The sequence below is a fragment of the Fructilactobacillus sp. X2R5C3 genome (genome assembly GCF_059901325.1).
This window is the reverse complement of sequence record NZ_JBWXUY010000001.1, coordinates 342208-362830: the sequence shown is the minus strand read 5'-3', so window position 1 is coordinate 362830 and position 20623 is coordinate 342208. Positions and strand designations below refer to the sequence as shown.

General features: G+C 40.1%; 20 protein-coding genes. 6 read left to right on the top strand and 14 right to left on the bottom strand.

Annotated elements, in window-relative coordinates:
- The first annotated feature begins 58 nt into the window (after positions 1-58).
- Both AC6UDE_RS01720 and AC6UDE_RS01715 read left to right on the top strand, forming a co-directional pair.
- A complete protein-coding gene (locus tag AC6UDE_RS01720) occupies positions 59-1318 on the top strand; it encodes an MFS transporter (RefSeq protein WP_500696442.1) in 1260 nt (419 codons plus the stop codon).
- Positions 1319-1377: 59 nt separating this feature from the next.
- Positions 1378-1596 carry a P8 family protein gene (locus AC6UDE_RS01715; RefSeq protein ID WP_500693400.1) on the top strand — a complete coding sequence of 73 codons (219 nt, stop codon included), beginning with the start codon at positions 1378-1380 and terminating at the stop codon, positions 1594-1596.
- An 87-nt stretch (positions 1597-1683) separates the two neighbouring features.
- On the opposite strand, the gene AC6UDE_RS01710 is transcribed toward AC6UDE_RS01715, so the two are convergent.
- The 13 genes from AC6UDE_RS01710 to AC6UDE_RS01650 all read right to left on the bottom strand — a co-directional run bounded on the left by AC6UDE_RS01710 (position 1684) and on the right by AC6UDE_RS01650 (position 14416).
- Positions 1684-3615, bottom strand: a complete 1932-nt coding sequence (locus tag AC6UDE_RS01710; RefSeq protein ID WP_500696441.1) for an ABC transporter permease — start codon at positions 3613-3615, stop codon at positions 1684-1686.
- Positions 3608-4369 (bottom strand): ABC transporter ATP-binding protein, encoded by a 762-nt coding sequence (locus AC6UDE_RS01705; RefSeq protein WP_500696440.1) that lies wholly within the window; start codon positions 4367-4369, stop codon positions 3608-3610. Before AC6UDE_RS01705 ends, AC6UDE_RS01710 begins: the two co-directional genes overlap by 8 nt.
- A 90-nt stretch (positions 4370-4459) precedes the next feature.
- The gene (locus AC6UDE_RS01700) at positions 4460-5443 is read right to left on the bottom strand and encodes a sensor histidine kinase (protein WP_500696439.1); all 984 of its coding nucleotides are present in this window, start codon (positions 5441-5443) and stop codon (positions 4460-4462) included.
- On the bottom strand, positions 5436-6116 hold the full coding sequence (locus AC6UDE_RS01695) for a response regulator transcription factor (RefSeq protein WP_500696438.1): 681 nt from the start codon (positions 6114-6116) through the stop codon (positions 5436-5438). Before AC6UDE_RS01695 ends, AC6UDE_RS01700 begins: the two co-directional genes overlap by 8 nt.
- 114 nt (positions 6117-6230) lie before the next feature.
- The gene (locus tag AC6UDE_RS01690; protein ID WP_500696437.1) at positions 6231-6548 is read right to left on the bottom strand and encodes a winged helix-turn-helix domain-containing protein; all 318 of its coding nucleotides are present in this window, start codon (positions 6546-6548) and stop codon (positions 6231-6233) included.
- A 76-nt stretch (positions 6549-6624) separates the two neighbouring features.
- Positions 6625-6888 carry a hypothetical protein gene (locus AC6UDE_RS01685; RefSeq protein ID WP_500693395.1) on the bottom strand — a complete coding sequence of 88 codons (264 nt, stop codon included), beginning with the start codon at positions 6886-6888 and terminating at the stop codon, positions 6625-6627.
- An 88-nt stretch (positions 6889-6976) separates the two neighbouring features.
- Positions 6977-7909 (bottom strand): DMT family transporter, encoded by a 933-nt coding sequence (locus AC6UDE_RS01680; protein ID WP_500693394.1) that lies wholly within the window; start codon positions 7907-7909, stop codon positions 6977-6979.
- A gap of 16 nt (positions 7910-7925) precedes the next feature.
- Complete coding sequence (locus AC6UDE_RS01675; protein ID WP_500696436.1) at positions 7926-8243, bottom strand: DUF7671 family protein; 318 nt, start codon at positions 8241-8243, stop codon at positions 7926-7928.
- 8 nt (positions 8244-8251) lie between these two features.
- On the bottom strand, positions 8252-9190 hold the full coding sequence (locus AC6UDE_RS01670; RefSeq protein ID WP_500693392.1) for a DMT family transporter: 939 nt from the start codon (positions 9188-9190) through the stop codon (positions 8252-8254).
- A gap of 160 nt (positions 9191-9350) precedes the next feature.
- On the bottom strand, positions 9351-12080 hold the full coding sequence (locus AC6UDE_RS01665; protein ID WP_500696435.1) for an MMPL family transporter: 2730 nt from the start codon (positions 12078-12080) through the stop codon (positions 9351-9353).
- A gap of 132 nt (positions 12081-12212) precedes the next feature.
- Positions 12213-13124 (bottom strand): DMT family transporter, encoded by a 912-nt coding sequence (locus tag AC6UDE_RS01660; RefSeq protein WP_500693390.1) that lies wholly within the window; start codon positions 13122-13124, stop codon positions 12213-12215.
- A gap of 14 nt (positions 13125-13138) precedes the next feature.
- Positions 13139-14131 carry a UDP-glucose 4-epimerase GalE gene (galE, locus tag AC6UDE_RS01655; RefSeq protein ID WP_500696434.1) on the bottom strand — a complete coding sequence of 331 codons (993 nt, stop codon included), beginning with the start codon at positions 14129-14131 and terminating at the stop codon, positions 13139-13141.
- 12 nt (positions 14132-14143) lie between these two features.
- A complete protein-coding gene (locus AC6UDE_RS01650) occupies positions 14144-14416 on the bottom strand; it encodes a GNAT family N-acetyltransferase (RefSeq protein WP_500696433.1) in 273 nt (90 codons plus the stop codon).
- A gap of 152 nt (positions 14417-14568) precedes the next feature.
- On the opposite strand from AC6UDE_RS01650, the gene AC6UDE_RS01645 reads away from it, so the two are divergent.
- Positions 14569-16308: a phospho-sugar mutase gene (locus AC6UDE_RS01645; RefSeq protein ID WP_500696432.1), complete on the top strand. Its 1740-nt coding sequence runs from the start codon at positions 14569-14571 to the stop codon at positions 16306-16308.
- A 51-nt stretch (positions 16309-16359) separates the two neighbouring features.
- Here AC6UDE_RS01645 and AC6UDE_RS01640 read toward each other — a convergent pair whose 3' ends face one another.
- Positions 16360-16860 carry a hypothetical protein gene (locus AC6UDE_RS01640; protein WP_500693386.1) on the bottom strand — a complete coding sequence of 167 codons (501 nt, stop codon included), beginning with the start codon at positions 16858-16860 and terminating at the stop codon, positions 16360-16362.
- A 183-nt stretch (positions 16861-17043) separates the two neighbouring features.
- Between AC6UDE_RS01640 and AC6UDE_RS01635 the strand changes: the two genes are divergently transcribed.
- The 3 genes from AC6UDE_RS01635 to AC6UDE_RS01625 are packed head-to-tail and all read left to right on the top strand — an operon-like array spanning position 17044 to position 20454.
- A complete protein-coding gene (locus AC6UDE_RS01635; protein WP_500696431.1) occupies positions 17044-17805 on the top strand; it encodes a pyrroline-5-carboxylate reductase family protein in 762 nt (253 codons plus the stop codon).
- Between the two features lie 23 nt (positions 17806-17828).
- On the top strand, positions 17829-19238 hold the full coding sequence (locus AC6UDE_RS01630; protein ID WP_500696430.1) for an MFS transporter: 1410 nt from the start codon (positions 17829-17831) through the stop codon (positions 19236-19238).
- Positions 19231-20454: a DUF2075 domain-containing protein gene (locus AC6UDE_RS01625; RefSeq protein WP_500696428.1), complete on the top strand. Its 1224-nt coding sequence runs from the start codon at positions 19231-19233 to the stop codon at positions 20452-20454. The genes AC6UDE_RS01630 and AC6UDE_RS01625 overlap by 8 nt, the downstream gene beginning before the upstream one ends.
- The last annotated feature ends 169 nt before the right edge of the window (positions 20455-20623 follow it).

Genomic DNA, 20623 nt, shown 5'->3' with positions numbered 1-20623 from the left:
AATAATCACTAACAGCGTCAAATAAACAAGACCAGCGAGTCTTAATTTGGAGGAAATTATGGATAAAATAAGCAATAATACTGAGCACAGCCATGCATCAATGAGCAAGAACCAGAAACTAGTCTTACTATCGTCTAGTTCTGGCTTTGGCCTTGAAAACATGGATGTGCTTTTTCTGTCTTTTACAATGAGTTCGATCATCGCATCCTTACACATCTCAGCCGGAGCGGCCGGGTTAATTGGAACCATCACCAACTGGGGAATGTTGCTTGGTGGCGTGATCTTTGGATTTCTTGGTGACCGTTTTGGTCGAGTCAAAACGTTTACCTACACCATCTTCATCTTTGCGTTTGCGACCGCTTTGATGGGATTTGCCAACAACATCTACCTCATCTACTTTCTAAGACTGTTGACCGGGATTGGAGCTGGTGGTGAATACGGACTCGGGATTACTTTACTAGCTGAAGCATTTCCAAAGAATAAGTTAGGAAAAATGTCATCAATTGCATCTGTCGGTGGGCAAGTTGGTGCTCTACTTGCAGCCATCCTGGCCGCCTTTGTTATTCCACACCTTGGCTGGCATGCGTTGTACTTGTTCGGGCTCATTCCGATTGTCCTAATCTTCTTCGTTAGACGCCACCTACATGAGTCGGATGAGTTTCTTGAATCAAAGCAGGAACAGACCATTTCAACTGGCGAAGCCATTAAAAAATACATGTTTTCAGACTTTAAGACCGCCTATCAAAGTGTCGGTTTGATGATTATGACGACCGTTCAGATCGCTGGATACTTCGGTTTAATGAACTGGCTTCCAACCATCGTTCAAAAGCAAAGTGGCTTAAACGTCGCGGGATCCTCACTGTGGATGATTTCCACCATTATTGGGATGAGCGTTGGCATGATGGTATTTGGCACGATTCTTGATCACATCGGACCCCGGCTCTCATTTGGGATCTTCCTGATTGCCTCATCAATCATGGTTTATTTATTGGCCCTAGCGCACACCACGATTGCTCTACTAGTGATTGGTGCGGTCGTTGGTTTCTTCTCAAACGGGATGTACGGCGGCTATGGTGCGGTTGTGAGTCAACTCTATCCTACTGAAGTGAGAAGTAGCGCCAACAATATCATCGTGGGAGTTGGGCGAGCTGTTGGTGGAATGTCATCGGTCATTATCGGAATTCTAATGGACAGATATAATCTAATGATAGTAATGATTTTCCTATCCGTATTATATTTAATCAGTTTTTTAACAATGATAAGTATCCCTGGCATTAAAAAGTTAAGTAAAAACACTAAATTAAGTGCAAATAACTAACATTTTTAACCCAAAAGAACTAAAATAGACATGAATAAATGAAAAAGGGGATATATAACATGGCTGATGATTTTGAAACACCACGCGTATTAGACGAAAAGATGTCAGAAGTATTTGATTGGAGCGACGACTCTACTCCAGTACGTGATGCATTATGGGATCACTACATGGAAGATAACAGTCATGATACCATGAAGACTGAATCTGATATGGAAAAGTACTTAAACATGAGCGATGACGACGTTAAAGCTGATGCTGAAAAGTTACTTAAGAAATAGTTTTTGATTCTTAGAACTCATCATTATTGATGGGTTCTTTTTTTATACAAAAAGAGATGACTGAATTGTCATCTCTTTTATTTAGAATTAATTGTTAACGATTCGTTGATAAACATGAGTTGTTAACAGATAAATTACTATATAGAAAATAATTAAAACTAGTGTCGCACAGACACTGACGCTTAGCATAACTTTTGAATCATATACCCCGATCATTTTTAGTACACTTGATAGAGCTGGATATGCAAAGCCTAAGTTTATAACTGTTCCAACAATTGGCAACATAAAGACCATGAGCATTTGACTGTGAATTGCATGTTTACTTTCCTTAGTACTTAACCCAACTTTTTTCATTGTTTTAAAGCTATCTTTATCAGAAACTCCTTCAGAAATTTGCTTGTAATAGATAATTAGTGCAGTCATAATTACCATAATAAAAGCAATTAGAATTCCAACAAATAACAGACTACCAAAAACAGATTGAATTAAATCTTTCATCATTGGCTTAGAAGTATACTCATATTCTGGGATTTTTAATTGTTTCTGGATTTGTCTAGAAGTGGCCACCTTAGCTTTATCATTTCCATAAATATTAAAAGCAGTTACATTTTGAAAGGGAACATCTTTCTCTTCTTTCACCAATGGATTGATTTTCAAGACACTCTCTTTGTTTGGAGCAATAACATACGTCCTACGCTGCCCTAAGTTAGGTGAATCTGATGTGACAGAGAAATGATTAATTCTTTTAACATGATACTCACCACCATTTGTCTTAATCTCTTTTGGAACGATCTTAGACCTAGGTGAGAAAAATAATACCTGGTTCGGTTTCAATTTAACGTTTTGATGCTGCCAATCATTGTAATCTTTCAACGATACGGTTGATAATTCAGTTTTACCAGTTAAACTTGGGACAAATTTACCTTCCTCAGTAAAGTTTCCTGATTGTGGTTGAGTTTGTTTTAATTGTTTAAAATCAGTGATATTAGTGTGGTTCCGTCTAGCAATATTACTAATACTTTCCTTATTAGTCTGAGTAAACTTAGTACTACTCGTAACCATAACATCATATGGACTAAAATTTTTGACTAATGCTTGGGTGTTAATAAATAAAGTTACAGTAGCCACAATTACTACCAAAGTTGCTGTACATAATAAGCAAATGGAAGCTAGCCCTGCACCATTCTGTTTCATTCGATACAACATTCCCGAAATAGAAATAAAGTGATTGGGTTGGTAATAAAATCGTTTGTTTTTTTGCAGCATTTTTAAAATTAAAATGCTGCCGGTAATAAAAACTAAGTACGTTCCTATTACAACTAAAACTACCGCAATTATAAATACATATAACACGCTGTTATTGGGCTTAGTCGTTGCTGAGATGAAATAACCACTTGCTAAACAAATTAATCCCATCACTCCCCAGAGGTAATGAGACTTCGGCTCATTAGGAGTCTTGCTTGCCGCCCTAAGCAACATAATTGGATTAGTCTTGATAATGCGACATACATCAAATAAAAATATTAAGAGAAAAATACCAGCAAATATCAGTAACACCAATCCGATAGCAATAATCGAAATAGTACTCTTAATTTGGTTGTCATTTAGTAATCGTTTAAGAATTAAAAACGCTAATTTTACAAAAGTGATCCCAAATATTATCCCAATTACGCTACTAACTAAGTATAAAATGATATTTTCAATCAAAAGAATCAGATCTAAATTTGCTTTAGTCAGTCCCAAAATATTATACAGACCAAGCTCTTGATCCCGCTGTCGCATCAAAAAACTATTCGCATAGAAAATAAAAATCACAGAAATAAGTAATACAAATACTAGTCCGAGTATCATCAGAGCCTCAATCAACTTCCAATATTCACTGTTATGAAGACTACTATTATTTAATAAACTAAATAAAATGTAGTTAATTCCAATTAATAGTGACGTTGAAAGGATAAATAGGGCATATCGCGAAAGATTATGTCTCAGACTATGGAAGGATAATTTAGCTTCAATCATTATCAGAGCCTCCCCTAATAATGGAATTAACACTGTTGGAAATTTCATCAAGGTACTGGTTCTGGCTCATGTCTCCTTTTCTCAAATCATGATAAATGATCCCATCTTTGATAAAAAGAGTTCGTTTTGAATAACTTGCCGATAAGGCACTGTGAGTCACCATCACAATCGTTTGCCCGGCAACATTTACTGAATTAAGTAGTTTCATTAACCTAGCCGAATTATGAGAATCAAGTGCTCCCGTTGGTTCATCTGCTAAAACTAATTCTGGACGAGTCACTAACGCTCTAGCAGATGCAATTCTTTGTTTCTGACCACCAGAAATTTCGTATGGATATTTTTCCAAAATACTACTAATTCCTAATTCATCAGCAATTTTATTTAATTGCTTGGTCATAAATACCATACTGGTCTTAGCTAAAACTAAGGGGAGTAATATATTGTCTTTATTATTAAATGTATCTAATAAATCAAAATCTTGGAAAATAAAACCTAGATGATCACGTCGAAATCTGGCTGCTTGTTCCTCAGATAGCTCATCAATGTTTGTCACATTCAAATTGATTACACCACTTGTTGGCTTATCGAGGGTTGCCATGATGTTTAAAAGTGTGGTCTTTCCAGCACCAGATTCGCCCATGATGGCAACAAAGTCACCTTTGTTCACATTAAAAGAAATATCCTTTAGCGCAATTTTCTTTTCTAATCCTTCTCGATACACTTTCTTAACGTGTTCTAATCTTAATAAAGTCATCTAAAATTCCCCTTGTTTAAGTTATGAATCCATTATAAAAGGTTACTTAAAAAATCGATCTTACGGTTTTGAAAGTAACCTTACAGTTTGTTATTTTTCAATTGTTAAGTCAGAAAAAGTTAATTTAACGGTAGTGACGCGTTCATTAGAAGTCACCATAATTTTAATATTCAATTCATCACAGATTGTTTTAGTTAAATATAAACCCATCCCTGTCGAAGACTGCCGTGTTCTCCCGTTAGTTCCCGTAAAACCAGGTTCAAAAATTCGTGACAACTCACTTTGACGGATTGGAACTCCACTATCTTGAACACTAAGGGTAGTTCCCTTCCAATTCACATGAATTACAGTTTTTTTCGAAGCATACTTTAATCCATTATAAATTACCTGCTTTAACACAAAAGAAAGCCATTTCTTATCAGTTAAAACTTTAATGTTATCAACTTCAATTTTTGGAGTGATTTGTTTTTCGATGAAAAAGATCGAATACTCTTTTACAACCTGCTGAATCATTAAATTTAAATCATACGACTCAAACTTTAAGTCATGATTAAAACTATTTAATCGTTCATAAGTTAATAGGTTATCGAGTTCATTTTGCATTAACGACACTTGTTTGACGATGTCGTCACTATCAATCTTAGCGGATTGTTCTGCCAAAATACTAAGCCTGGCAATTGGAAGCTTCATTTCGTGACTCCACATCATCAGATAATCCTGATTATTCTTCTCACGCTGTCTAATTTTCTTTTCTAACCTAGTGACATTATCAATTTGTTTATTAAAATTCATCTGTGTCAACCTAAGTAGTGGATCAGATTTGGAGAACTCGTTAATTTTTCTACTAGAAAAATCCTTTTGGGTCTTAGAAATTTTGTGATTCATCTTAACGATTTGATACAAAATAATAAAAACGACGGGTATCCACGTAAACCTGATCAAATCTTTACAAACTTCCATTGGAAACTTGTAAAGCAAACATAACGCTAACATGAAACTAAGCGTGATCAAGTAAACTAATACAATTGGAGTTTGTTGTAAGAATAATTGAATCCAATATTTAATCTTATTCATCAGAAATTAACCTATATCCGCGTTTTCGTTCGGTTACAATTCGATCATTCAGACCAACCTTATTTAGTTTGCCTCTTAAACGACTAATATTTACTCCAAGAACGTCCAAATCAATGAACGACCCACCTTCCCACAATAAACGCATTAATTTCTTTTTCGAGACTAGACTATTGACATTTAATATAAGGATGCGTAAAACGTAGGCTTCAGTTGGGGTTAACTTAACCGCATCATTACCGTCACTGAATTCATTTGTTAGAAAGTTCAGTTTAAAGTTTTCGTATTCTAAATAGTTTTCGTTGGGTTGGTTATTCTTAGTACGACGCAACATCGCACTAATTTTAGAACTCAATACGTTAGTGGAAAACGGTTTAGTAATGTAATCATCAGCACCAGCGGAAATGGCACGAACTGCGTTTGGGTCCATTTCTGCAGACGAAAGAAAAATAATGGGGACATTTGATTTTTTGCGGATCTTTTCAGTCCAATAAAATCCATCATAAATTGGCAAGGTAATATCCATTAGAACTAAATCAGCCTTTACCGCATTGAATTCATCTAGTATGTATTCCCAATCTTTTGCCACCGTTACTATGTATTTCCATTTCTTAAGTTCACTAACAACTGCTTTCGCAATTGTCTGATCATCTTCAACTAAAAATATTCGTGTCATTTCTACCCTCCTACTATATTTTCTTAATCTTATCTTAGTTTACACTATCAATAATTAGTTTTCATCCACAAAAAAGAAGCCAGCATGACTGACTTCTCTAAAAAGTTTAGATTATTAACGATCGGCAACCAACTTATACCCCCGCATTGGCACCGTCTTAATCTTTTCTTTTAATCCAACTTGGTCTAACTTGCGTCGAAGTAAACTAATGTCATCTTCAATGGCATCCTCGTCAATAAAACTTCCATTCGCCCACAGAAACGTCATCAATTCCTTTTTGGATACTAACTTATTCTTATGTTCAATGAAAAGGACCATTAGTGAGGTCTCCGTGGGAGTTAGCTTAATCGATTGTGTATTACTACTTAGTTCTCCCACTGCCGGATTTAAAGTGAACCCATCAAAACTAAATCCATTACTTTTATCTACCAAATTCTCATCTCCGATTTTATTTATTAAAATTGTCACAAAAAAAGGAAGCTACCGAGTAGCCTCCTTTTAGAGCTTATTAATCGTTGTCGTCCAAATCGTCGACAACCTTTTTATAATCTTTCATAAATTTATCGTAAGCAGCAGAATCGAACTTGTCGAACTTACCAACTTCATGAAGGGTGCGTTTAATTTCATGAATGGCACGGTGTTCTTCTAACCAACGATGAACTTTGTGGCCCTCTTGTGATTCAGTGCCTTCCTTGTCCAAAGTTTTTTGGAGTTCGTTCATAATTTCTGAAATCTTATCTAATGCTTTTGTTTCTTTACTTTCGTCTGACATAACAATCTCTCCCCTTTATTTAAGTATGACATCATTATATCTTGAAACATCAGGGGTTCAAACCAATATGCTCAAGGGTTTAAGAAAGTTATAAGAGTTCTTCTTGATTCTTGTGTCGCTGGACGTACTGCAGGATGTAAACGGCCAAAATAACCAGAACGGCACCAAGAACTTCAATCCAACTGATGTGGGTGTGTAAAAAGATCACACTCAAGATAAAGGTTGCTACGGGTTGAATGGCGTCTAGTAAACTGATAACTTCTGAAGAAGTAAAGCGGGAAGCGTAGATCAGTGATGAGAATGTGAGTAGGGTCCCAAAGAGGATGATCCCACAAACCCCAAGGACTCCACCCATTCCTAAGTGGGGCACGTTGGTCCAAACGGGATGATTAATGTTAAAGGCTAAACTGGCAATCAGAGTTCCCCAGCCAAGAACCACGATTGGTGAGTTGTCGTGAGCCAGTGGCCTTGGAAGCACAACGTACAAAGCAGCAGTGATTCCAGAAATGATCCCCCAGAAAAACGAGTCAAAGGGAATGGATAATTGAGAAAGGTCCCCCTTAGTAATTGAAAGGAAAACTCCAGCTAGCGCCAAAATAAAGACCACGATGTCCATCTTCATAGGCTTTTTGTGCATGAACAGAAAACCACCCAGTAGGATGAATAACGGTGACAGATACTGCAAAATCGTGGTGGCAGCGGCGTTTCCAGTCTGGATACTAACGTAGAAACTTCCCATGTTGGCAGCCAAACCGAACAAACCGTATAAAACTAGCCACATGATTGATTTCCATGAACGGAAAACACTAAAAATGCCTTTTCCGTAAATAATGGCACTGACTAGTAATAATACAATGGCAGCCCCGGTAGTTCGTGCTGACAAGAACCACGCAGCTGGAATCCCAACGTTTTGTGAAACGTACTGCGTAATAACGCCAGCAACACCCCATGAAGTTGAAGCAAACGCCGCTAAACTAATTCCTTTAACGGTGTTGCTCATCTTACCCGTTTTACTTTTCATATTCTCTCCTCACAGTCTACTCTTGATCTAAATGTGACTTTGCCTCATCAATCAACTTCAAATCAACGTAATCATTTAAAAAACGTTCCATCGGTGTGTACAAATGTCGTTTTTTAAAAGATACACTAAAATCCGCCACAATGGCAACCCTTAATTTATTTTCCGTCAAAAAAACCTGACCAATGCGCTGAAAATGTCCCTTAGTATGTTTCCCGATCCGCCAAGTACGAAGTTTAAAATTACCCTGCTCATCCCTCTTAATTACGTAATTACCAGAGTCATCCAGTTTAACTGGAACCCCGGTAAAACGAATTACTTTATATTTATCTGCCATGATCTCGGCTAAAGCTTCTGTTGTTTAATATTGCGACGCTTGGAATCCTGCAAGATGTAGATGGCAAGAATTACCAAGGCGGATCCGACAATTTCCATTAAACTAATCTTGGTGTGCAAGAAGATAACACTCAAAATGAAAGTCACTACTGGCTGAACGGCGTCAACTAAACTAACGTCTTCAGAGGAAGCAAAGTGTAAACTGTGAAGCAAACATGCAAATGGGATTACGGTTCCAATGATAACAATGGCACCAATTCCAATGATCGCACCCATCGTTAAGTGAGGTACACCAACCCAAACTGGTTGATGAATGTTAAAAACTAATCCGGCAATCAAGGTTCCCCATCCAAGGACGACAATTGGTGAATTTTCTTCCATTAATGGCCGAGGGATGACAACGTAGCATGCGGCCGTAATTCCTGAAACAATTCCCCAAAGTAACGCTGGCAGCGGAATGGCTAACTGATTAATGTCACCCTTGGTAATTGCCAAAAACACCCCGACAAGTGCCAACAGGAACACGATTAAATCAATCTTATAGGGACGTTTATGAAAGAACAAAAAGCCCCCTAAAAGGATGAACAGTGGTGATAAATACTGCAAGATGGTTGCTGATGCTGCGTTTCCGTCCTGAACACTAAGGTAAAACGACATCAGGTTGGCACCTAAGCCAATGATTCCATATGCCACAATACAAATAATCGATTTCCAGTCCTTAAAAACATGGAAGATTTTTTTCCCATACATAATCGAACCAATTGCTAAAAGTAGAATCCCGGAAAAAATAGTTCTGACGGACAAGAACCATGAAGCTGGAATAGCGGCATTTTGTGAGACAAACTGCAAAACAACCCCAGAAATACCCCAAAAAGTGGATGCAAGGGTTGCCCAAGCAATGCCTTTTAATACTTTACTTTTTCCAATGCTAGTCTTTTCTTCACTCATATTTTCACCCTAACTCGGCATAAACCGATTTATTTTTTTACATATCAATTTAATAGTTTAATTTTAGGCGTAAAGAACAGGGCGGTCAATAGTCCATGTCATTTTATCTAACATAAAAAAGCGAAACCAGTTTTACCTGGTTTCGCTTTTAAATTAAAAACTAATCTTCGTTTTTATCTCGTTTAAATCTCATTGGTTGATACGTTAACCGAATGGCAGCTGGTAACAGGATTGGCAAGATGATTACTAAGATAATCAAACCAATGATTACCCCGATGGCAACCTGAATCAGTGTCAAAATTCCTGATGGAATCAGTGCGGCAAACGTACCACCTAAAATCACAGCAGCAGATAATACCACTACTCCAATATAGTTGGCCGAATTAACGATTCGTTTCGCAGGCGTTCCGTCTTTGGTTTCTCGGTACCTCATCATCAAGAAGATACTGTAATCAACCCCCAGCGCAATCAACATGATAAAGGTGAAGAACGGCGTGTTCCAGGTCAACATGCTCTGTCCGAGGAAAATATCCGAGAAGATCCGTGTCAACGTCAATGAAGTGAAGTACGTCAAAATTAATGTTCCTTCAATATAAAGTGGTTGTAGAATTGAACGGGTTACAAACATCAGTGCAATCAGGATTCCGACTAACATGATGACAGCCGTTCTGAAGAAGTCTTGTGAGGCAATATCATGGGTGTCAGACATGGTTGCTGTCTCTCCCCCAATTGCAACGGTTGCATCATTTAAACTAGTTCCCTTCAGTGACTGTTTAACTTGATTTTGAACGTCCTTAACCAAGTTCATCGACTTAGCGTTTGATGGGTTATCTTTTAAGACAAAGGTGATGCTTGTAATCTTATCATTAGAAGAAACGTAGTTGTTTAAGGCTTGCTTGAAAGTATCACTTTGAAGCACCTGATTAGGAATGTAGAACGTGTTCGCAGCCGCAGCTGAGTTCTGTAAACCGGTCAAGTATTCATTTGACTGTTGCATGCCTTTATTAATCTTACTTAGGCCATCATTTGCTTGCGACAATTGGGCTTGAACACCCTGGAGTTCTTGCCCCATCGCCTGAGCATTTGCACCAATGTTTTGAGTATCTGAGGCAATCCCGGCCAATTCATTTTGAAGACCTGACATAGAAGCGGCCTGTTGCATTTGTACCTTGGAACTAACACTTTGAAGGCCACTAGCAACAATTTGTAACTGCTGGGGACTCATTGGTGACCCCATAGCGGTGGCTTGTTGTTGCATCTGGGCGATGACTTGCTGACCCGAAGTTTGACCAGGAGCGGTACTTGCTCCACTAGCGCCTTGAATGGTCTTTAAATGATCTCCAATTGATTGTGCCGAAGCCCCAATTGCCTTTAGTTGATCGGCATTAAATGAACCACTGTTAGCCCCACTCTGAAGTTGGGTTAGACCAGCATTAGCCTGTTGCATCTTACTGTTCAAAGTCCCCAGCTGATCGTTTAAGTAGAGTTGGTTAATTGGTTCGCCACTTGGCTGGGTGACCGAAGCAACCGTCTTAATTTCCTTATTTTTCTCCAATTGACGAGTAATCCGATCAATTTCCATCATTGACTTCTCGTTATTGACCTTGTGTTTGGATTGAATATAAATCGTTGACGGTTCAGCAGTTCCCTTTGAGAAATGCTTGGATACCGTATTTAATCCTTGTTTTGAAGGCAATGAATTACTTAATTCAACCGAATTATCGTAGTTCAAGCTGCTCTTTCCTGCAAAGAAAATCAACGGCAAAGTCAAAACTAAAACCAAGGCAATCGCCATCACCGGATGTGCAACTGAATGACTGGACAAGAAGTACCAGATTCGACTACCCCGTTTCTTTGGTGACAGATTTTTAGCGGGCCAATACATGGTCTTACCAAGGAGTGCCATAAAGAACGGATTTAATGAGAGAAGTACCAGTAATAGTACCACCACTCCGATGGCAACTGCCACTCCAGATTGGTAAATTGAGAACTTGGCTAGTCCAAGGGCAAAGAAACCGATTAGGACAGAACCACCACTGTAGAGAATGGTCTTACCGGCTCGTCTTCTGGCATCGACCGTCGCCTCAACTTTGTCCATTCCTTGTCCCAGATTATCCTTAAACCGGTCGTACAGCAGGATATTGTAGTCAGTCCCGATTCCAAACAGCACTACCACCATGAAGACCTGGGTAAAGTTTGAGAGTGGAAAGCCCATATACTTCGCCAAATTCATGACGACACTCAAAGAGACAATGAAAGAAACTCCCACGGTCAAAAGTGAAATCAACGGAACGATTGGAGATTTAAAGACAATGATCAACACAATCAAAATAAAGACTGCCGCAATGATTTCGGTTTGCTTGATGCCGTCGATCATTGACTGCCGCATGTCGTCATCTAAGACATCAGATCCTGTCACGTACGACTTCAAGTTCGCCGTTTTCGCACCCTTTTTGAGTTTGTTGTTCATCGTTTCAACCGAGTCCTTTTTAGAAACATTCAGTTGAACTAATTCAGTCGTACCGTCCTTTGAAATCAGTTGTTTCTTGGCGGCGGCATTCTCGTTTGCTGAGGTAACACCCTTAATTCCATAGTAATCGGCATCATTTTTTAGCTTCGAAACGGTTCGATCAATGTTAGCCTGTTTACTAGCATTAATGCGTTTATTGCCGTTGTTATATACCAGTACAACTTGTCTGGTATCGCTAATGTGATGGCCCCAATGCTTTTGAATATTTTCAGCAACCTGACTCTGCATGTTAGCTGGAATCTTAGTCTGTCCATGTTGTGCAGTTACCTGTGAAATGCTGGGCAAAAAGAAAATGGCAGCTAAAACAGCAAGAACCCAAAATATCGCAAAAAATATGTATTTTTTGACGAACCTATTCATCAAACTCCTCCTCAATGTTTAATATTTTACTTAAAACATTAATTCATTCATAACGCTTCCAATTATACAAAATTGATCACAAACACGCAATCCGCCAAAAGCAGTTCAATCAAAAAAGCACCAACCAATTAGTCAGTGCTGAAGTGATGCTTTTCTGGGTCTGATTGCCAGGATAAAAACGGTACTCAAGACCAAAATGCCACCAATGATTTCATAGATATTGAAACTGGTATGTAAGAAAACCACGGTTCCAATCGTTGCCGACAAAGGTTCAAAAGTATCGAGTAGTCCGGCAGTCGTAGCGGACACGTACCTTAAACTCGATGTGAAGCATAAAAATGACAACATTGTGCCAAAAAGCACAATGAAGGCCACTCCCAAAATGCCACCAAGAGAAAGCTTGGGAACATCCACCCAAAAGGGATGAACGCAGGTGAAGATCACTCCACCAACGATCATTGCCCATCCAATGATGACAAACGTGCTGAACTTTTCCTGGAGTTTGACCGGCAGCATGGTCTGAAGCGCGCCAGCAAAAGCCAGGCAAAGGCCAAGCGTAAACGCTTTAGGACTCATTGCAAGATGGGTCAAATCTCCCTTTGTTACCAGTAACCACGTTCCAAGTAGGGCTACCACGACAGCGACACCCTGCTGAATCGTTGGTGCTTTTTTGTACACAATCACCGTCAAAATCATAATGATGACCGTTCCAAGGCTCTGCATGATAGTTGAAGTTGCCGCATTACTGGCTCTCGTTGTCAGTAAGTATAGGTACTGAACGGCCGATAAACCAAAAATCGCATAACAGAGCAGGATGACCCAGCTATATCCGGTGTGCCAAATCTTTAAAATCCTATTTCTTTGAACAAACTTTGTAAATAAAAGAATTAAGATGCCGGCAACCGACATCTTAACTCCCATTAGCCATTCCGTTGAAAAATTCTTATCTTGAAACAAGAACTGCGAAACAGGTCCTTGAATTCCCCACATGATGGCTCCAGCAATTGCTAGGATGACACCAATGTAAGTTTTACTTTTCTTCAATATTTGTGCCCCATTTACTTGTCTTCGTAACCATTTGGATGCTTAGTCTTCCAGGTCCAAGCGGTTTTAATGATTTCTTCAACGTTATCAAACTGTGGTTTCCAACCAAGAACTTCTCTCGCCTTGTCAGAGTTAGCAATCAAGGTATCAGGATCGCCACCACGTCTTGCGTCAATTTCAACCGGAATCTTCTTACCAGTAACCTTTCGAGCGGCATCAACGATCTGTTTATTAGAAAAACCAGTTGATGAGCCGAGGTTAAAGATGTTACTTGGATTACCCCTTTCCAGATACTTCATGGCTAAAATATGAGCGTCCGCTAAATCAAGGACGTGCACGTAATCACGAACGTTGGTCCCGTCTGGAGTGTCATAGTCATCCCCAAAAATCTTCATGGTATCCTGCTGACCTGCGGCCACCTTTAAGACGATGGGAATTAAATGGGTTTCTGGATGATGATCCTCCCCAATGGAACCGTCTTCCTTTGCACCAGCGGCGTTGAAGTATCTAAGAGCAACAAACTTAATGCCGTAAGCTTCATCAACCCACTTCATAATGTGCTCCATGATTAACTTGCTTTCACCATAAGGGTTGATGGGGTCTTTTCGATCCTTTTCATAGATTGGAATTCGCTCTGGATTACCATAGGTAGCAGCGGTGGAAGAAAAAACCAAGTACTTAATTCCGGCTTTCTTCATTGACTCCAACAGCTTAATCATCCCAATCACGTTGTTATCAAAATACTTCAAAGGATCCTTCATTGATTCGGGAACCAGTGAGAAAGCATCCATGTGGATTACAGCATCGATATTTTCCTTAGCGAAAACGTCATCCAAAAAGTCAGAATCACGAGTATCCCCCTCATAAAACTTGGCCTTTGGATTAACGGCCTTGCGGTGTCCCGTTGACAAATTATCAACCACTACAACATCGTAACCTTTATTAATTAATTGATCGACCATGTGTGAGCCAATGTATCCAGCTCCTCCAGCAACTAATACAGCCATCTTAATTACCTCCTATTTATCTAATAAATCATCATATTGAGTATTTTTTTCGAAAAATTTAACGGCAAAGGAACAAACTGGTTTGATTAAATCATGGTTTTCTTTGGCGTAATCAATCATTACCATAATTAACTTCCCAGCTAGACCCTGGCCACGATAACTTGGGTTCACAAATGTTTCGTTAATGGAGACTACTCCATTATCTTCAGTAAAAGTAACTTCAGCAATTAAATCACCATGGACATCGTTAGCATAGAAACGGCCTGGTTCATAATCAAATTTCATTTGTCTCACCACCTTAGCGTAAGTATATCACAGTCTTGACATCAATATAAAGGCGCTTACATTGACGGAGTGTCGGACTTTAATTATAATCCATATTAGAAGTTACAATTCAAACTATTCGACGTGGAAAAATTATTTCCAGGAGGAAAATTATGAGTGCAACAGATACTAAACAGGAATATGATAACTGGGTTTCTCAAGAAGATATGCCGGCAGAATTAAAAATCGATTTGGCCAAAATGAGAAATGATTCGGAACAAATTGAAGACGCTTTTGGGTCATCACTTTCATTTGGAACGGCCGGAATGCGTGGAACGCTCGGTGCTGGAACGAACCGGATGAACGTTTATACCGTTAGACAAGCCACTGAGGGTCTCGCCCAACTGATGGACACCCTTGATCCTGAGGTAAAAAAGCGTGGGGTTGTTATTAGTTTTGATCCCCGATACAACTCGCAACTTTTTGCTCATGAAGCGGCTCGGGTACTTGGTGCTCACGGCATCAAGACGTTTGTTTTTGATGACATTCGCCCAACTCCGGAACTTTCATTTGCTGTGCGTCACTTACACACTTACGCCGGAATCATGATTACCGCTAGTCACAATCCAAAACAATACAATGGTTACAAAATTTACGGTGAAGATGGTGGCCAAATGCCACCCAAAGAATCCGATCTAATAACTACTTACATCCGCAAGGTCAACGACCTCTTTAAAATTCCAGTTTCAGAGGAAAAGGACCTTAGAAAGGATGGGCTCATGAGTATCGTTGGTGAAAACGTCGACGTTCCTTATCTAGAAGCAGTTCAAACGGTCAACGTGAACCATGACCTGATTAATAAGGTAGGAAAAGACCTGAAGTTTGTCTACACCCCCCTTCATGGAACTGGTAAAATTGTTGCTAGACGGGCACTCTCAGACGCTGGGTTCAAGAACTATGACGCGGTTGTTGAACAAACCATCGCCGACCCTGAATTTCCTACTACACCATTTCCTAATCCAGAATTCCCGCAAACCTTCGATCTTGCCATTAAATTGGGTAAAAAAGAAGATGCGGACGTTCTGATTGCGACCGACCCTGACGCTGACCGTTTGGGAGCCGCCGTTAGACAACCCGATGGTGAGTACAAACTCATGACTGGAAACCAAATTGCCAGTGTTCTTTTAAATTATATTCTTCAAGCCAAAAAAGACGCTGGTACCCTTCCAAAGAATGGAGTAGTGGTCAAATCAATCGTTTCAACTGAACTCGCCACCGATATTGCCAAGAATTACGGGATCGAGATGAAGAACGTCCTAACCGGGTTCAAGTTTATTGCGGAACAAATCAAAAACTTTGAACAAAATCACGATCATACCTTCCTCTTTGGATTTGAAGAAAGCTACGGTTATCTTATCAAACCGTTTGTAAGGGATAAGGACGCCATTCAGTCGACCCTACTGCTTGCTGAAGTTGCTGCTTACTACCGGGAAAAGGGGATGACCCTGTACGACGGTCTTCAGGATATCTACAAGAAGTACGGTTACTTTAGAGAAAAGACCATCTCCAAGGAATTCGATGGTCTAGAGGGTAAATCCAAGATGGCCGCAATCATGAAAGACTTTAGAGACCATCCCATGACAACATTCAATGGCGCCAAGGTGATTAAGCTTGAAGACTTCCAGACTTCCACCACGACGATGGCTGACGGTTCAACCCAAAAGATTGAGTTACCACAATCGAACGTTTTAAAGTATTGGCTTGATGATGGGACTTGGCTTGCAATTCGTCCGTCTGGAACTGAACCCAAGATCAAGTTTTACATCGGTGTTAAAGCTGATACAGCAAAGGCAGCTGATCAAAAACTTAAAAGCTACACTCAAGCCGTTGACGATGAACTATTAAATAAATAATTTTAAGCAAACAAAAAACTGGACTCGTTTGAGTCCAGTTTTTTGATACTTTCATTTAGTTACTGGTTCATCAGCATTAACAAGTGCGACCGTGTACACTTTTTCAACCTTAAATTCCTTAATGGCCTTCTCACTACGCCAGAACATCTGGATCGCAGCATGACCAGTTGTCCCCTGGCGCATATCACGCCGCATTCCCGTAACATAATCAGAAACATACGTAATCATCTTAATCAACTGCGCAATTAAGGAGGCCAACTTTGATTTTTTGGGTGCGTCCATTCTTTTTAACAATTTAATCGAATAAGCACATTTTTCAAGCAAGTTATCGTCATTGACTAGGTCACCAATCGCAAACGCAAATGAATTCTCAACGGTGTAACCATCACCACGATAATGAACTAACCCGGAGTTATCTTTAAAACTATTAACAACCGTTTCAAGGTATTTTCCTTCGTTATCAATGAATTGAACGTTATCCGCTAGTTTCGAATCCGAAAGGCTCGGGGTCTCCTTATCCGTCAAATTACTAAACCAACTTTTTAAGCTCAAATTGCCAACCCCTTTCTGATGTTTGGTTTGTGAATTATTACTTTCATTATATCATTAGCTGTAAGCGCTTACCAATAGTAACTTTCTCTCGGTAAAATCGTTGGTTTGTCAATTCCTGCTTACATAACCAATTAACAATGATGTATCATTATTATCATAATGATAAATTAAGGAGTGAATCACATGAAAATTGGAGTATTAGGTGCCGGCCATATGGGCAGCGCCATCATTAAAGGACTTGTCAACAAATATAACGCGAGTGACATTTTAGTAAAGGGACATCACGTAACCGACGAGCTCAAAAACTTCTCAAAAGACCTTGGCTTCACAATTGTCATCGATGATTTTCCAAGTGACTTAAACGTCCTATTTGTAACAACTCCCGCACCAATCACAGTGGCAGTGCTGAAGAACACCAAATTGCCAGACCAAACTGTGATCGTTTCAGCGGCCCAGGGGGTTAGTGAACAAGCCATTAATGACGTGCACCAAAACAACTCAGTGGTTTGTATCGTACCTAACATCCCGGTTGCCGTGAACGCCGGTTGCATCGCCGTTGGTAAATCTAAGAATGCTAATGAAGCAGACGTTAAGTCGGCTTTAGACGTTGTCACTAACCTAGGAACGCTCATTAAGACCAGTAACCAAAACCTTGGCATCGTGGGAACGGTTGCTGGATGTGGCCCAGCTTTTGTCGACGTCTTCATGGACGCCTTAGCTGACGCCGCCGTTCAAAATGGCCTTGACCGTGAGACCGCCTTTAAGGTCGCTGCAAGTATGGTTCAAGGCAGTGGCAAATTAGCACTCGATACTGGCATTTCACCGGCAACTTTGAAAGACCAAGTTACCTCACCTGGTGGTTCTACCATTCGTGGGGTGGTTGCTTTAGACGCCACCGGCTTTAGAAATGCCGTCAACAAGGCGGTTAACGACGCCAACAAATAAAATACGGTAATGGAGGAAATTATTTGGATTCAAAAGTAAGCTTAAAAACCAAAATCGCGATCCTCGCCACCGCGTTATTATCATTTTGTGGAATTCTATTAGAAACTTCAATGAACGTTACGTTTCCAGAACTCTCACAAATTTTTCACATTTCGTTAAACTTAGTTCAGTGGATTTCAACTGGATACCTACTAGTCGTTACCATTACCATGGCAACGACGGCATACCTCCTAAAAAAATTCCCACTAAAAAACATTTTCGTCTTTGCGGTCACCGCGTTTATCCTTGGTGATATTTTGTGTGCGGTCGCACCCAACTTCTGGCTCCTATTAGTCGGACGACTAATTCAAGCAGCTGCCACCGGAATCTCACTTCCGATGATGTATCAAATCATTTTTGCTGAAGTACCCCGACCAAAAATCGGTTTTTACACTGGAATTGCTTCAATGGTTATCTCACTAGCTCCCGCACTAGGACCAACTTACGGGGGAACGCTATCATCACTACTTTCATGGCGTTACATCTTCATCGTGGCTTTCCCAATCGTCCTAGTTACCCTGTTTATTGGTCTTAAGAGCATTGATCTTAAAGCTCCGGGAATCTCCAAACGATTTGATTTCGTTAGCTTTGCCCTCTTGATCGTGACCCTATTTTCATTTGTTTGGGGTGCTAATCAGTTTGGCGTCAAGGGTGCAACGTTTATGAGTGGCCTCATTCCCATCGTCATTGGATTAATCACCCTGGTCTTATTTATCTACCTCAATGGTCATGGTGATTCACAGCTAATGTCGCTTCACCCACTCAAGATCCCCACGGTTTCACTGAACGCCGTGAACTACTTCTTGTTGATGTTCATTAATATTGGGGCGTCATTCGTAATTCCAATTTACGCTGAGACGGTTCTTCATACCAGTGCCATGGTTGCCGGACTGATCCTGCTTCCAGGTTCAATCATTGGTGGACTCATTTCGCCATTTGCGGGAGGCGCTTATGACCGGTTCGGAGCTTTTAAACCAATCATGATTGGGATGGTTCTTCTGTCAATCGCCACGTTCTTGTTTAGTTCCATGACCGCGGCCTTCACGGTGGTCGTGTTGACGCTGTTATTCGCACTTTTACGAATTGGATTTAACTGCGCGTTCTCCTGTACCATTACCAACGCTCAAGAAACCGCTCCACAATCTGATTCAGCCGACGTGAACTCGCTCTTTAACATGCTCCAACAATACGCTGGTTCAATCGGTACTAGTGTCCTGGCAACGATTTACGCCTTTAACCAGAACCAGGCTCACAGTGCTGCCCAATATGTCTCAAAGACGGTCATGGGTGGTCACATGGACTTCTTACTCCTGTTCGTACTGGCCGTTTTCGGCTTAATCCTTGCACTAGTTAACTGGACCATTCAAAGAAAGCACCTCGCAAAAAATGCATAACAATCAAGCAATTAAGAAACTTGCTCCCAACCTTCACCATTTAACTACGGAACAGGAACAATTAATTCATCAAATTGAACAATTTATTAAGCAAAGAATCGATCAAAAACAACCGTCCATTTTCACGATCTTTGGGGATGCTGGAACGGGTAAAAGTGTTATTTTAAGCCAACTCTTTTTCAACCTCCAACAAGCCGCAACGAAAAGTGGCAAACTTCATGGTACAAAAAACTACTTCTTAGTTAACCACCCGGAAATTTTAAAGGTTTACAAACAAATTGCTGGGTCCGAGGATAACGTTTTAAAAAAGAACTTTATGCGTCCCACCTCATTTATTAACCAAATGCACAAGCGAAACGAACGTGCTGACGTTGTGATTGTTGATGAAGCCCACTTGCTACTGTCCTCACCCGATCACTACAATAATTTCTACCAGGAAAACCAGTTAGAGGAAATCATTAAGTCAAGCAAGGTCGTCATTGCCATCTTTGACATGAATCAGGTACTACGGACCAAGTGTTACTGGGACAAGCAACGTTTAAACAAACTACTTGAACCCTACTATCACGAAAGCTATCAACTGACTCATCAGTTTCGCATGACCGCTAAGCCAGACTTGGTTCACTGGATCAATGAATTTACGAGAGGCAAGTTGCTGCCAATCCCCAAGGACGCCGATACTGGTTACGACTTTCAAATCTTTGATGACGCTGAAAAAATGCGCCAAGCGATTGTGAAGAAAAACCATGAGGTGGGCTTATCCCGAATTGTTTCGACCACCGGCTATCCATCAACTTTAGATGGCGGAAAACATTACATCAAAGAACTTGGTGGTTTCAAAATGCCGTGGGATCAGTACAATTACACCAGTACTCCGTGGGCGGAAATTCCTCAAACCATCAATGAGGTTGGTTCTATCTACACTTGTCAGGGATTTGATTTGAACTATGTTGGCATTATTCTAGGTCCGCCAATCTATCTTGACCCTAAGGATCATCGCGTAAAGGTTGACTTAAAAAAGCAAACCGATGTTGAAAGCAAAAAACACCGAAAAGACATCACGGATCCAAAAAAATTTGCACAAATAAGGCGGCAAATCATCCTGAACTCCGTGAATGTGTTGATGAAGCGCGGTGTCTTTGGGACTTTCATCTTTGCTCACGACCCGAAGCTTAGAGAAGCATTGATGAAATCATTTCAAAAGATCAACCACTAAGTAAGTTCCATTTTAAAGATAATTAAGCCAAAGGGCCCCATAATGTTCGTATTTTGGGGTCTTTTTGGTTGTCCTGATAAAAAAATTTACTTTTGTGTAACAAAATGTGCCATCAGTGCTAGTAATTTCCTTTCAATGCGTATAATCTAGTCATAACCCCAAAATACAT

What these genes read in the sequence shown, in the direction of transcription:
- galE (WP_500696434.1), bottom strand. Translation starts at nt 14,131, where the DNA reads ATGGCTGTATTAGTTGCTGGAGGAGCTGGATACATTGGCTCACACATG.
- AC6UDE_RS01670 (WP_500693392.1), bottom strand. Translation starts at nt 9,190, where the DNA reads ATGAGTGAAGAAAAGACTAGCATTGGAAAAAGTAAAGTATTAAAAGGC.
- AC6UDE_RS01665 (WP_500696435.1), bottom strand. Translation starts at nt 12,080, where the DNA reads ATGAATAGGTTCGTCAAAAAATACATATTTTTTGCGATATTTTGGGTT.
- AC6UDE_RS01680 (WP_500693394.1), bottom strand. Translation starts at nt 7,909, where the DNA reads ATGAAAAGTAAAACGGGTAAGATGAGCAACACCGTTAAAGGAATTAGT.
- AC6UDE_RS01685 (WP_500693395.1), bottom strand. Translation starts at nt 6,888, where the DNA reads ATGTCAGACGAAAGTAAAGAAACAAAAGCATTAGATAAGATTTCAGAA.
- AC6UDE_RS01635 (WP_500696431.1), top strand. Translation starts at nt 17,044, where the DNA reads ATGAAAATTGGAGTATTAGGTGCCGGCCATATGGGCAGCGCCATCATT.
- AC6UDE_RS01650 (WP_500696433.1), bottom strand. Translation starts at nt 14,416, where the DNA reads ATGAAATTTGATTATGAACCAGGCCGTTTCTATGCTAACGATGTCCAT.
- AC6UDE_RS01645 (WP_500696432.1), top strand. Translation starts at nt 14,569, where the DNA reads ATGAGTGCAACAGATACTAAACAGGAATATGATAACTGGGTTTCTCAA.
- AC6UDE_RS01710 (WP_500696441.1), bottom strand. Translation starts at nt 3,615, where the DNA reads ATGATTGAAGCTAAATTATCCTTCCATAGTCTGAGACATAATCTTTCG.
- AC6UDE_RS01695 (WP_500696438.1), bottom strand. Translation starts at nt 6,116, where the DNA reads ATGACACGAATATTTTTAGTTGAAGATGATCAGACAATTGCGAAAGCA.
- AC6UDE_RS01675 (WP_500696436.1), bottom strand. Translation starts at nt 8,243, where the DNA reads ATGGCAGATAAATATAAAGTAATTCGTTTTACCGGGGTTCCAGTTAAA.
- AC6UDE_RS01715 (WP_500693400.1), top strand. Translation starts at nt 1,378, where the DNA reads ATGGCTGATGATTTTGAAACACCACGCGTATTAGACGAAAAGATGTCA.
- AC6UDE_RS01705 (WP_500696440.1), bottom strand. Translation starts at nt 4,369, where the DNA reads ATGACTTTATTAAGATTAGAACACGTTAAGAAAGTGTATCGAGAAGGA.
- AC6UDE_RS01700 (WP_500696439.1), bottom strand. Translation starts at nt 5,443, where the DNA reads ATGAATAAGATTAAATATTGGATTCAATTATTCTTACAACAAACTCCA.
- AC6UDE_RS01720 (WP_500696442.1), top strand. Translation starts at nt 59, where the DNA reads ATGGATAAAATAAGCAATAATACTGAGCACAGCCATGCATCAATGAGC.
- AC6UDE_RS01625 (WP_500696428.1), top strand. Translation starts at nt 19,231, where the DNA reads ATGCATAACAATCAAGCAATTAAGAAACTTGCTCCCAACCTTCACCAT.